Annotated in this window: 10 protein-coding genes; 3 read left to right on the forward strand and 7 right to left on the reverse strand. The window is 32.9% G+C overall.

The annotated features are described in order from the left end of the window. Positions 1-255: 255 nt before the first annotated feature. Entirely contained in the window at positions 256-1839 is a 1584-nt protein-coding gene (locus JM658_RS13245; protein ID WP_236959758.1) for a sulfatase family protein, read from the forward strand. A gap of 157 nt (positions 1840-1996) precedes the next feature. Here JM658_RS13245 and JM658_RS13250 read toward each other — a convergent pair whose 3' ends face one another. The 5 genes from JM658_RS13250 to tamL all read right to left on the reverse strand — a co-directional run bounded on the left by JM658_RS13250 (position 1997) and on the right by tamL (position 9541). Beyond that, positions 1997-4213 carry a polyribonucleotide nucleotidyltransferase gene (locus JM658_RS13250; RefSeq protein WP_236959759.1) on the reverse strand — a complete coding sequence of 739 codons (2217 nt, stop codon included), beginning with the start codon at positions 4211-4213 and terminating at the stop codon, positions 1997-1999. Positions 4214-4506: 293 nt separating this feature from the next. Beyond that, positions 4507-4776, reverse strand: coding sequence for a 30S ribosomal protein S15 (gene rpsO, locus JM658_RS13255; RefSeq protein ID WP_236959760.1), 270 nt, complete (start codon positions 4774-4776; stop codon positions 4507-4509). A 172-nt stretch (positions 4777-4948) separates the two neighbouring features. Then, positions 4949-5806 (reverse strand): acetyl-CoA carboxylase, carboxyltransferase subunit beta, encoded by an 858-nt coding sequence (gene accD / locus JM658_RS13260; RefSeq protein WP_236959761.1) that lies wholly within the window; start codon positions 5804-5806, stop codon positions 4949-4951. 58 nt (positions 5807-5864) lie between these two features. After that, the gene (fbaA, locus tag JM658_RS13265) at positions 5865-6932 is read right to left on the reverse strand and encodes a class II fructose-bisphosphate aldolase (protein WP_236959762.1); all 1068 of its coding nucleotides are present in this window, start codon (positions 6930-6932) and stop codon (positions 5865-5867) included. 71 nt (positions 6933-7003) lie between these two features. Next, complete coding sequence (tamL, locus tag JM658_RS13270) at positions 7004-9541, reverse strand: translocation and assembly module lipoprotein TamL (protein WP_236959763.1); 2538 nt, start codon at positions 9539-9541, stop codon at positions 7004-7006. A gap of 42 nt (positions 9542-9583) precedes the next feature. Here tamL and JM658_RS13275 point away from each other — a divergent pair, with 42 nt between their 5' ends. Then, positions 9584-10309: a TrmH family RNA methyltransferase gene (locus JM658_RS13275; RefSeq protein ID WP_236959764.1), complete on the forward strand. Its 726-nt coding sequence runs from the start codon at positions 9584-9586 to the stop codon at positions 10307-10309. A 67-nt stretch (positions 10310-10376) separates the two neighbouring features. On the opposite strand, the gene porT is transcribed toward JM658_RS13275, so the two are convergent. Continuing rightward, positions 10377-11087 carry a type IX secretion/gliding motility protein PorT/SprT gene (gene porT / locus JM658_RS13280; protein ID WP_236959890.1) on the reverse strand — a complete coding sequence of 237 codons (711 nt, stop codon included), beginning with the start codon at positions 11085-11087 and terminating at the stop codon, positions 10377-10379. A 33-nt stretch (positions 11088-11120) separates the two neighbouring features. Continuing rightward, a complete protein-coding gene (ubiE, locus tag JM658_RS13285; protein WP_236959765.1) occupies positions 11121-11852 on the reverse strand; it encodes a bifunctional demethylmenaquinone methyltransferase/2-methoxy-6-polyprenyl-1,4-benzoquinol methylase UbiE in 732 nt (243 codons plus the stop codon). 266 nt (positions 11853-12118) lie between these two features. Between ubiE and trkA the strand changes: the two genes are divergently transcribed. Then, the gene (trkA, locus tag JM658_RS13290; protein WP_236959766.1) at positions 12119-13468 is read left to right on the forward strand and encodes a Trk system potassium transporter TrkA; all 1350 of its coding nucleotides are present in this window, start codon (positions 12119-12121) and stop codon (positions 13466-13468) included.

Below are 13468 nucleotides of genomic sequence, written 5' to 3' on the forward strand. Positions count from 1 at the left end.
TGAATGTTGTAGTTATATGAATTAATATTTAACTCTTTACTACTTCGCCTAACACTTTAATCTTCTATGTTTTTCTTCAATAAATAAGAATTTACACATCTTTTATTTACGTATTATTATTTTAATTGTAGATTTTACTTTTTTTACTTATTTTAGGACTGAATTTAACTTTCACATTAATGTCAATCTGCTTTGTGCTTTTGATACTTATGAAGGGTGTAAGTTTTAAACGTATAAATCTATAATTAACTAACAATGAACTTGACTAAAATCTCACAATTATTATTAATAGGTATTTTATTGTTTTCTTGTAATGAAAGCAATAATAAGAAGGAAGATTTATTAGCAGACTCTTCCGAAGTAAACCACGATAAACCAAACGTTATTATTATTTATGCGGATGACTTGGGTTATGGTGATGTAAGTGCCTATGGAGCTAAAGCATTGAATACGCCTAATATTGATAAGTTGGCCAATGAAGGTTTAATGTTTACTAACGGACATTGTGCTTCAGCTACATGTACACCTTCAAGATATGCAATGCTAACCGGTAATTATGCTTTTAGAAAAAAGGGTACAGGAGTACTTAATGGTGATGCAGGTCTAATAATTCCAACAGATAAAATGACACTTCCAAAAGTGTTTAAAAATAAAGGATATAAAACGGCTGTTGTTGGTAAATGGCATTTAGGACTCGGAGATGGTGGCGCTATAGATTGGAATCAATCTATTAAACCTGGTCCTAATGAAGTAGGCTTTGATTACTCTTTTATCTTTCCAGCTACTGCAGATAGAGTACCAACTGTTTACTTAAAAAATCATGATATTTTAGGGTTAGAAGATAACGACCCTATAGCTGTTAGTTATAGAAAAAAAATAGGGGATGAGCCTACAGGTAAAGAGAATCCTGAATTATTAAAAATGCCTTATACTCCAGGTTTAGGTCATGATGGTACTATTGTAAATGGTATTTCTAGAATGGGATTTATGGAAGGTGGAACAAGATCTCGTTGGACAGACGAAGAATTAGCTCATGATTTTTATAGTGAAGCAGAAGATTTTATTATAAATAATCAAGAAGAATCTTTCTTTTTATTTTTCTCTTTAAGTGATATTCATGTTCCTAGAATGCCAGATACTAGATTTAAAGGAGCAAGTGGTTTAGGTTATCGTGGTGATGCTGTTTTACAATTAGATGATACTACGGGGAGGATTATGAGGTTATTAGAGTATTTAAATATCGAAGATAATACGATCGTTATTTTCTCTAGTGATAATGGACCAATACTCGATGACGGTTATGTAGATGGAGCTATTACAGAAATTAATGGACATAAGCCATCTGGTATTTACCGTTCTGGAAAGTACAGCATTTTTGAGGGAGGTACTAGAGTACCAACAATCATAAGATGGCCTAATAAAATTAAAGCAGGGTCTGTTTCTGATGCGATGGTTAGTCAAGTTGACTTCTTAGCGTCATTTGCTGATTATTTTGGTGTTCCACTTGATAAAGAGGATGCTGTTGATAGTTTTAATATTTGGGATGCATTTGTAGGAATTTCTACAGAAGGTAGATCTACAATGATTGAGCATGCTAGAACTTTAGCTTTTTTAGAAAACGAATGGAAGTATATTCAGCCAAAAAAGGGTGCTAAGAGACTTAGCTGGGCAATAGATGTTGAAGGAGGACAGGAGACAGGTAATAGTGAAGAGGTGCAGTTATATAACTTAAAAGAAGATCCAAAGGAGCTTAATAATATTGCGGAAAAACATCCTGAAAAAGTAGCTAAATTAAAAGAGGCTTTAGAAAATGCCCTTGCTGAAGGAAGAACACGTTAGTCTCTTAGATATATATAAATGATTCAAACTAAAAAAAGGGAGCTAAGCTTCCTTTTTTTTGATGCATATTCAGAATAAACAGTGGTATAAAAAAAGTCCGGTATACTATTAATACCGGACTTTTTACCACACTTTAAAATTAAATAAATATCAATATCTAATCTCTTTTAGGCTTTCTATCACCTCTATTATCTCTAGATCTATTATCGCGGTTTCCATCTCTTTCACGAGGTGGTCTTTCAGCAAAACCTTCTGGTTTTGGTAAAATCGCTTTTCTAGATACTTTTTCTTTTCTTGTTTTAGGATCTACCCCGAAATATTTAACTTCAAATACATCTCCTAAGTTTACAACATCAGTAACGTTGTCTGTACGTTCCCAAGCCAGTTCAGAAATATGTAATAATACTTCATTACCAGGAGCGGCTGTATATTCTACTACTGCACCAAAGTCGAGCATTTTAATTACTTTTACTTCGTAAACCTCTCCTTTTGTAGGCTTGAATAGTATAGAATCTATTTTTGCAGTTACGGCATCGATTCCTTCGCTACCAACTCCTAAAATCTCAACGATACCTTCTTCTGTAACTGGGTCTTCGTTTATTACGATTGTAGTTCCAGTTTCTTTTTGCATCTCTTGGATAACTTTTCCACCAGGTCCGATTAAAGCTCCAATAAATTCATTAGGAATACGTCTAGTAACCATTTTAGGTGCATGTCCTTTAACATCTGCATTTGGAGTAGCAATTGTTTCAGTTAGCTTGTCTAAAATATGTAAACGACCGTTACGAGCTTGTTTTAGTGCATTTACTAAAATCTCATAGCTTAATCCTTTTACTTTAATATCCATTTGGCAAGCAGTAATACCATCAGCGGTACCAGTTACTTTAAAATCCATATCTCCTAAGTGATCTTCATCTCCTAGAATATCAGAAAGAACAGCATATTTTCCAGATTCTGCATCAGAAATTAATCCCATAGCAATACCAGAAACAGGTTTCTTTAATTGTACACCTGCATCCATTAAAGCCATTGTACCAGAACAAACTGTAGCCATAGAAGAAGAACCATTAGATTCTAATATCTCTGATACTACACGTACTGTGTAAGGGCAATCTTCAGGAACCATTCCTTTTAATGCACGTTGCGCTAAGTTACCGTGTCCAACTTCACGACGAGACGTTCCTCTAATTGGACGTGCTTCACCTGTTGAAAAAGGAGGGAAGTTATAGTGTAAATAGAAACGCTCTTCACCTTCAAAAGATGGCATATCTATTTGGTTAGCTTCTCTACTTGTTCCTAAAGTAACAGTTGCTAAAGCTTGTGTTTCTCCACGAGTAAAAATTGCAGATCCGTGTGTAGATGGTAAATAATCTACTTCACACCAAATAGGTCTGATTTCGTCAGTTTTACGACCATCAAGACGTAAACCTTCATTTAGCGTTAAATCTCTAACAGCAGCCTTTTCAGCTTTGCTATAATACTTAGAGATCAGTCCGCCGAATTCCTCTTGTTCCTCTTCAGAAAAAGAAGCAGTTATTTCATCTTTGATTTCCGCAAATGCAGCTCCTCTTTCGTGTTTAGAAGATCCTGCTTTTGCTACAGCGTATACTTTATCATATGCTAAATCATGAATTTTTTTAGCTAAGTCTTCATCTTCTCTTTCTGGCTCATATTCACGAGTTTCTTTCTTTCCAAATGCTTCAGCTAATTTTACTTGAGCTGCACATTGAACTTTAATAGCTTCGTGAGCAAATTTAATTGCTTCAGCCATTTCTTCTTCTGAAATCTCATCCATTTCACCTTCAACCATCATAACAGAGTCTGCAGAAGCACCGATCATCATATCAATATCAGATTCTAATAACTGTGCTCTTGTTGGGTTGATGATAAATTCTCCATTTACACGACCAACTCTAGCTTCTGATATCGGGCATTCAAATGGGAAATCAGATAATTGAATAGCAGCAGAAGCAGCTAATCCAGCCATTGCATCTGGCATAACGTCTTCATCATGAGACATTAATTGAATCATCACTTGAGTTTCAGCGTGATAATCTTTTGGGAATAATGGGCGTAATACACGATCTACTAAACGCATAGTTAATACCTCACCATCACTAGGTCTTGCTTCTCTTTTGAAGAAACCACCAGGATAGCGACCAGCAGCAGCAAATTTTTCTCTATAGTCTACTGTTAAAGGTAAAAAGTCTACGTCAGATTGTTTGTAATTGGAAACAACTGTACATAGTAACATACATTTTCCAGATTGAACTACAACACTTCCGTGTGCTTGTTTTGCTAGTTTTCCAGTTTCTAGAGTAATTTCTCTACCGTCACCAAGGTCTATGACCTCTTTAAATACTTTTGGAATCATATAGTTTTTTAATTTTCCTGTTTAATACAGGCTGTTAAACAATGGGTTCCGTTTTATAAACGGAGGTAGTTGTGTTGTTGTAGTTGTTGTGTCCCAATGAAAAACTATTAATCTTAAGCTTTTTTATATGTTTAGAAAGTGATTAAACGATCTATAATTATTTATAATGGTTAAAGGTAATAATTATACTTCGAATTTCTGTAATAAATTCTGTAACAGATGATTTAGAGAATAATTATTAGCTTATTAAATATATTTAAAATAAAAAAGGGAGCAAATTGCTCCCTTATATCTTACTTTCTTAATCCTAATTCTTTGACGATAGCACGATATCTTTCGATATGTTTTTTCTTCAAATAATCAAGTAGGCTTCTTCTTTTACCTACTAACATAACTAATGAACGCTCTGTATTAAAATCTTTACGATTGTTTTTTAAGTGTCCAGTTAAATGATTAATTCTGTGAGTGAACAAAGCAATTTGTCCTTCTGCAGATCCGGTGTTTTTAGCATCACCACCATATTGTTTAAATATGTCTGCTTTTACTTCTTTAGCTAAATACATGCCAATATTATTTAAATGATTCTTATGTATTTGATAGATTTTCTATCATTGGGCGCAAAGATAGTAATAATTTAATTATCAGCTATTTTTGTCTAAGGTTATTTACGTAAAAAAAGAAAATCCGTAACAATATATATCGTTACGGATTTTTTATAATATTGAAAACTAATAATTAAGCTCTTACCGTTTGATTTTGAATAAGATCAATATATAAATTAATCTTATTTTTTAACTCTTTACGGTGTGTTATAAAGTCAAGGAAACCATGCTCTAATAAAAACTCTGATGTTTGGAAGTTATCTGGTAAATCTTTTCCAGTAGCCTCTTTTACAACTCTAGGACCAGCAAAACCAATTAATGCACCTGGTTCTGCAATGTTTATGTCTCCTAACATTGCGTAAGAAGCAGTTGTTCCTCCAGTAGTTGGATCTGTACAAAGTGAGATGTAAGGAATTCCAATTTCTGATAACTGCGCTAATTTAGCAGATGTTTTAGCTAATTGCATTAAAGATAATGCAGCTTCCATCATTCTTGCTCCACCAGACTTAGAAATCATTACAAAAGGTAATTTCTTTTTTATTGAATAGTCAATCGCTCTTGCTATTTTCTCTCCAACAACACTTCCCATAGAACCTCCAATGAAAGAGAAATCCATACAGGCTACAACAAGTTCTTTTCCTTTAGATTTTCCAGTTGCTGTTCTAACAGCATCTTTTAAATCAGTTTTTTCTTGAGCTTGCTTTAAGCGGTCTGAATATTTTTTAGTGTCAACAAAACTCAAAGGGTCTTTAGATTCTAGGTTAGGATCTAATTCTTTGAATTTATTGTCATCAAATAAAATCGAAAAATACTCTTTACTACCAATACGAACGTGATAATCATCTTCAGGGCTTACATAGAAGTTCTTAGCAAGCTCGTCTGCTTCTACAATTTTCCCTGTAGGTGATTTATACCACAGTCCTTTGGGGGTATCTTTTTTCTCTTGGGTAGTGGTTTGTATACCTTTTTCTTTTCTTTTGAACCAAGCCATATTCTTAGTATAATTTAATAATATTCATAAAACATTTTATGAATGTTAAAGCGGTTTATTATAACGTATTTACGTTGTTTAAATCTTCAAAAGCTTTCTTAAGTCTAGTGATGAAAGTTTTTTCACCTTCACGAATCCAAACTCTTGGGTCATAATGCTTTTTATTTGGAGCATCGTCACCATCAGGGTTACCAATTTGAGCAGCTAAGTAATCAGCTTTTTCACTCATGTAATCTCTAATTCCTTCTAAGTAAGCGTATTGAAGGTCTGTGTCAATGTTCATTTTTATAACTCCGTAACCAATTGCTTCTCTAATTTCTTCTACAGTAGAACCAGAACCTCCGTGAAATACAAAGTCGATTGTATTCGCAGGTACATTGTACTCTTTAGAAATATATTCTTGAGAATTCTTTAAGATTTTTGGAGTAAGTTTTACGTTTCCAGGTTTGTAAACCCCGTGTACGTTTCCAAAAGCAGCTGCAATTGTAAACCTAGAAGATACTTTTGAAAGCTCTTCATAAGCAAATGCTACTTCTTCTGGTTGTGTATATAATTTAGAATCGTCTACATCTGTATTATCAACACCATCTTCTTCACCTCCAGTAATCCCTAATTCGATTTCTAGAGTCATTCCCATTTTTTCCATTCTTTGTAAGTATCCACAACATGTTTCGATGTTGTCTTTGATATCTTCCTCAGAAAGGTCAATCATATGTGAACTGAATAATGGTTTTCCTGTTTCAGCAAAATGCTTTTCACTAGCATCTAACATTCCATCAACCCATGGTAATAATTTTTTTGCACAGTGGTCTGTGTGTAAAATTACAGGTACACCATATTTAACTGCCAATTCGTGAACATGCTTAGCTCCGGCAACAGCTCCTGCAACAGCAGATTGTTGTCCGTCGTTAGAAAGTCCTTTACCTGCATTAAATTGTGCTCCTCCATTAGAGAATTGAATAATAACAGGTGCATTTAAATCTGCAGCTGTTTCTAATACTGCATTGATTGTACTACTTCCTATTACGTTTACTGCTGGGAGTGCAAATCCCTTTTCTTTGGCGTAGTTAAAGATTTTTTGTACTTCATCTCCTGTAGCTACACCTGGTTTGATATTATGGCTCATAAAATTTAAGTTTCTAATTTATATTCAGTTGTTTTTATAATGCGTACGCAAAAATAATAAATTTACCTCTCTTAAAAAGGATAATTAATACCAATATTATATACAGCATTACCAAAGTTGTAATCTGTAAACCATCTTTTGCTCTTTTCATAAGATGGATCGAAGGTCTTAAAACCAATATCGAAGCGTAAAATAAAGAAATTAAAATCATATCTCAGACCAAAGCCTGTACCTAATGCAATTTCTTTTAAGGATCCTAAGTCCTCAAAAACTGCTGCTTCTTCTTCTACATCATCTAAAAAGTTCCAAATATTTCCTGCATCAGCAAAAAGAGCACCTTTAAAATCACCAATTAAATTAAATCGATATTCTAAATTGAAAGCTATTTTTAGATTGGCTTCATTAAAATCATTTACATTGTCTGTTCTCCCAGGACCAAGAGAATAGGGCTGCCAAGCTCTATTGTCATTTGATCCTCCTGCAAAATAGCTTCGTATAAAAGGAATGTTATCTGCATTTCCGTAAGGAATAGCAACACCAAGAAAGCTTCGGAAAGCAAGAACATTACTTCTGGATAGCCTCCAGTATTTAATATAGTCTAATTCTGTTTTTACATATTGAGAATATTGAACTCCAAAAATAAGATTGTCTCCATTTTCATTTTGATCGAAATCTACTAAAGGAGCAATTGCAGAAAGTAAGTTTCCTGCCAATTCTATCTTTCCTCTAAATTGGAAAAAATTATTGTCATTAGCATTTCTACGATTATTTTTAAAATAAGTATAATTACTCGCATATATTAAGTTGTTGGCGGTAAGTCTATCTCTTCGGTCTTCTAAGCGTGACACTTCACTAACATCATCACTTGAAGCTGGAATAGTTCCATCAAGTACATCGTTTGTAAAACCAGAGGTTCCATCAGGAATAATTAAATTACCATTCGGATCATAATAACTCGTATCTGCAACTTGTATATAATCACTAGCAACACTATTTAAATCTCCATAGCTATTATCGTATACATCATAATACCTGTCGATATTTAAATTTTTTACATACTGAATATTTAAAAGTTCGAATATATTTTTCCGTTGACTGGTAGGGCTCCATTTATAACGTAAAATACCATTAAAAGTTTGTTTGTCTAATCCAATATTCTTCTGAATAGTAGTACCAATAGAAAATCTAGTTTCTGGTGACATAGATTTCGGAATAAATCGGTCTGTATTTATTGGAAAAAATATACGAGGAAAATTTAAACCTATATCGGCTCCAAATTCTGCTAAATTGAAAAAACTACTACTGCTATTTTTAAAATCTGAAGAAGACCCTACTGTACCTCTAAATGCTAAATCTAGAGTTTCTGCCCCTCTAAATATATTTCTGCTAATGATTGATGAGCTAAAGGAAATTCCAATATCCTGAATGTTAGAATGAAGAACATCGGTGCTAAAACCTAGTGAAAACCTTGATCTTGGAGCTAAATAAATATTAGTATTTAGTTGATTATCCGTGCTGTCTACATAACTATAATTAATGTTAGGATACTTAAAAACCTTAAGGTTATTAATCTGTTTAGAGGTTAAAGCACGTTCAGAATCTTTGTATACATTTCCAGGGATAATGGCAATAACATCTGTTAATGCATTCGGTCTATATTTTAATTTGTCCTTATAATATATTGTATAGCCGTCATTTTCGATGGATTGAAGGGAATCCATATTATTAAAAGAATAATCAGCAAAAATATTTACCTTATTTATATGATGCACTTTGTATTCTACATTTTTTGCAGAGTCACCTTGTTGATCTGCAACCGTATTAATCGATACACTAACTGGCATTTTATAATCTTTTCCAGTTGTGGTATCTCTATGAATGTCGAAAGTAATGGCGTTGGGTTGAAATTTATAAATTCCAGAATTGGCAAATAAGGTGTTTAAACGCTCTTTTTCATTCTGAAAATTATCAAGATCAAATTTTTGTCCTTCTCGAATTCTAGAAAATCGCTTGTATTTATCATAGATAGAATCTAAATCTTTAGATGTAATCTGTGTAGTAATACTATCTAAATAATAGGTAGGACCGGTAGTAAGTTTGTAGTTCACAACAGCCCTTTTTTCTTTCTGTTCTGCAGTATCTACTTCTACTTGTATTGTATTATTAAAGTATCCTTTTGTCTCATAATATTGGGTTAATCGTTCTGCGGATTTTATAGTTTTTGCAGGATCGATAATTACGGGAGCCTCACCAGTTTTCTTTAGCCAATGATTAAAATTAATCTTATAATCGGCAATTTGTACTAGTTGTTTTTTTGAAATTAGACGTTCAAAGATATTGATATCCTTTAATGTGCTATCAAGTCTAGTTACGTAAAAAGAGTCTGGGTTTTCTTTAGCCAGATTATAAAGTGCTAATCTACCTAGATTATTAGGTCTTTGCGAGAGAAGTCCTTGAACTTCATCGTTCTTAATTTTCTCGTCATTAACTAAAACATTATTCTTTGTAAGGAGATATTGACCATCTTTAACCCTTTTTATGGCATTACAAGAGGATATAAATAGTATTACAATAAATAATACTGTTATTTTTACAAAAAATTGTTTCAATCGGGTAATTAATTAATTTAACGTCAAAAATACATTATTTGAATGGTTAGCAAAAGCGAAATAAAACTTATAACGGGCTTACATCAAAAAAAGTACAGAAATAAAGAGGGACTTTTTATTGCTGAAGGTGTAAAAGTAATTAATGAACTTTTGAAATCTGACTTTAAGCTTCATAAAATTTATGCTCTTAAAGAGGATCTGGTGGATATAAATCCTGAAAAAGTAAATTTAGTTTCAGAACTGATTCTTAAAAAGATTAGTGGATTGAAAACACCAAGTCCTGTTCTCGCTGTTTTTTATATGAAACCTCCTTCAGAAATTGAAGAAAAGGGATTGATACTTGCTTTAGATGATGTTCGTGACCCTGGAAATTTGGGAACTATTATAAGGATGTGCGATTGGTTTGGAATAAAAACACTTGTGTGTAGCGAACATACAGTAGATAATTATAATCCAAAAGTTATTCAAGCAACAATGGGATCTTTAACGAGAGTAAATGTTGTGTATACAGATTTAGAAAGTTATTTGAAAAATGCAAACTGTCCTATATTTTGTGCAACCATGGAGGGGGCAAATATTTATAAAACGGAAGTTCCTAAAGATGCTATTTTGGTAATGGGAAATGAGGCTAATGGAATTTCTGACTCTATTCTTTCTTTAATTAAAAACGAAATAAGTATTCCGCGTTTTGGAGACATTCAAGCAACAGAAAGCCTAAATGTAGCTACTGCAACAGCTATTCTTTTAAGTGAGTTTAAAAGGAGGTAGTTGAAAATAATGATGTATTTTGGTTATTTATTTTGTTATAAACAAAATGCTTATTTCACCTAACGAATTATTCAAAAGTAAAATTAATAAACACCCCTCTTGAATACATATTGTTAATGTTAGAAGTCCATTGGCTATTAGGATTATTGTCTTGAACCAATTCATCTGTTAAAGCAAAAACTCCACGTATGGAAGGGGAGAACTTAAAATAATGCAAGTAGAAATCTATTCCGAAGCCTAACTCATAATAGTGAGTATTTTTTTTCATTCTAAAAGTGCCTGCACTATTATCTTTAGCACTATCTTCACTACTACTTAGGTTAAAAGAAGTAGATACTCCTCCAACTATATAGGGTTTAAAATTACCTAGTCTTTTCGTGCTAGCTTTTATTAAAAGAGGCACGTGTATATAGGTAGATTTTACTTCTCTAATAGCATCATTTGGATCACTAAACCCAGGGAAAAGCAAATCTCTTTGTGTGTAGTACAGACCTGGCTCCAAACGAACATCAAAGTAATCATTCAGTCTAACCTCTCCAATTAGCCCAACATTGAAACCAAGACTTTTTCCTACTTGAACATCTGTTTGGTCAGTTGTAGAAGCATTATCTATATAATCAAACTTAAAATTATATTGATTAAAACCTAAAAAGTATCCCCAATTGAGACGCTTTTTATCTTCGTTTTCTAAATTTAAGATTGGATTTTCATTAAATTGAGGGAAAACCATCTGGCAGAAACAAAGTAAAGCAGGTATTAAAAAGACTAATTTTTTCATCATCGAGGTTAAGTTTGTAATGTTTAAGGCATATTATTTATATGCTTCATAGATAGTTGCAACTCCGAAAGTCTGTGGCTTATCTTCCACATTAGTAAACCCAATTTTACGTAAAATATTGTTGAATTCTTCACCAAAAGGAAAAACAGATGCAGATTCTGATAAATAAGCATACGCTGAGCGGTCTTTTGAGAACAGTTTTCCGATTATAGGAAGGATCGATTTGGTGTAAACGTTATACCCTTGTTTATAAGGTGGTTTTGTAGGATTTGACGTTTCTAAAACTACAAAAATTCCTCCCTTTTTAAGTACACGGTAAATTTCTGCCAATCCTTTTTCAAGATCTTCAAAATTCCTTACTCCAAAAGCAACGGTAATAGCGTCAAAAGAATTGTCTTCAAAAGGTAAAGCTTCACTATCACCAATAACCATATCTATTTTATCAGATAATTTTTTTTCACTTACCTTAAGTTTTCCAACTTCAAGCATTCCTTGGGAGATGTCTAGACCTGTAATTTTTTCAGCATCTATTTTAAGGGCCATATTAATAGCTAAATCTCCTGTTCCAGTTGCGATATCTAGAATTGTAGCTGGCTTGGTATTTTTTACCAAAGCAACTACTTTTTCTCTCCATTTTATATCAATACCAAAGGATATAACCCTATTTAAACCGTCATATTTACCAGAAATGGTATCAAACATTTGAGTTACCTGTTGTTTTTTTCCTAATTCGGAATCCTTATATGGTGTTACTTTCTTCTCCATCAACAAAATTTTGGTAAATATAATACTTAGATTTTATCTAGTCGAGTTAAATCCTAAGATACTAATAGTATCCTATGACCCTATTTATATTAAATTCAGTATAATTGGATGTGGAAAGGGGAGCAACTTTTCTTCTAATAAAAGATATTTTAACAATTATAAGGATTCAAATACATTAATAAAGAGGTATTTATATAGTGGTCTTAACCTTTAAATCTAATTTTATTTAATATATATTTGTATCCTAAAATAGTCTACGTAATTCAATGAAAATAATTATTGCAGGTGCTGGCGAAGTAGGGTTTCATTTAGCAAAACTACTTTCTTACGAATCTCAAGACATAACCCTTATAGATAATGACAAAGAGAGTCTGAATTATGCAGATACTCATTTGGATATTAAAGTTTTAAGAGGTGATGCTACTTCGGTTTCTGTATTGAAAGAAGCAAGAATAGATTCTTCGGACCTAATGATAGGTGTTACTTCTTCAGAAACAACAAATATAACATTGTGTTTATTGGCGAAGCAACTTGGTTGTAAACGTACCATTGCTAGGATTTCTAATACTGAGTTTATTCATTATAAAGACGAGATTAAGTTTGATACTCTTGGAATAGATGAATTAATTTCTCCTGAAAAGTTAGCTTCGGAAGAGATTCAATTGTTATTGGATCAATCTGCATTTAACGATAGTTATGAGTTTGAAGATGGCGCTCTAATAATGGTGGGAACATCTCTTCAGCGTACGGCTCCTTTTGTTGGGAAATCTGTACAAGAGGCTGCAAATATTTTTCCTGAATTACATTTTGTGCCGATTGCAATCCAACGTTTTGGTACGCAATATACTCTTATTCCACGTGGAGACACCTTTTTTAAAGAAGGAGATCAGGCATATTTTGTTACCTTAAAAGAAGGAGTAGACGAACTTTATAAGCTTACTGGAAAAACACGTGAGGAGATTAAAAATGTTATGATTCTCGGTGGAAGTAAAATAGGTTTTAAAACTGCTAGAGATTTATGTAGTAGTAAGTTTAGAGTTAAACTTATTGAAAAAGATAAAAGTAAAGCTTTTGATATAGCTGATGACCTTCCAAATGCTTTGATAATCAATGGAGACGGAAGAAATGTAGACCTTCTGGAGGAAGAAGATATTAGTGAGATGGATGCTTTTATAGCGGTTACAGGAAATTCGGAGACGAATATTATGTCTTGCTTGATGGCTAAATCTAAAAACATTAAGAAAACCATAGCTTTGGTGGAGAATATGGATTACTTCCAACTTTCTCAGTCTATAGGAATAGATACACTGATTAATAAAAAGCTTTTAGCTGCAAATAATATATTTAGACATATAAGAAAAGGTGAAGTGGTAGCACTTACCAAGCTGAATAACTTAAATGCAGAAATGCTTGAGTTTATAGTAAAACCAACTTCTGCTGTTACAGGAAAAATAATAAAAGATATAAGTTTTCCTAGATCTGCAATTATAGGAGGAGTGGTAAGAGACGGAGAAGGTATTATTGCTCTTGGAGACTTCCAAATAAAAGCAGGAGATAGAGTCGTGGTTTGCTGCTTGCCAAGATCAATTTCCAAAGTAGAAAAACTATTTCTCTAA

It is taken from the genome of Joostella atrarenae (assembly GCF_021764745.1).
In the GTDB taxonomy this organism is placed as follows: domain Bacteria; phylum Bacteroidota; class Bacteroidia; order Flavobacteriales; family Flavobacteriaceae; genus Galbibacter; species Galbibacter atrarenae.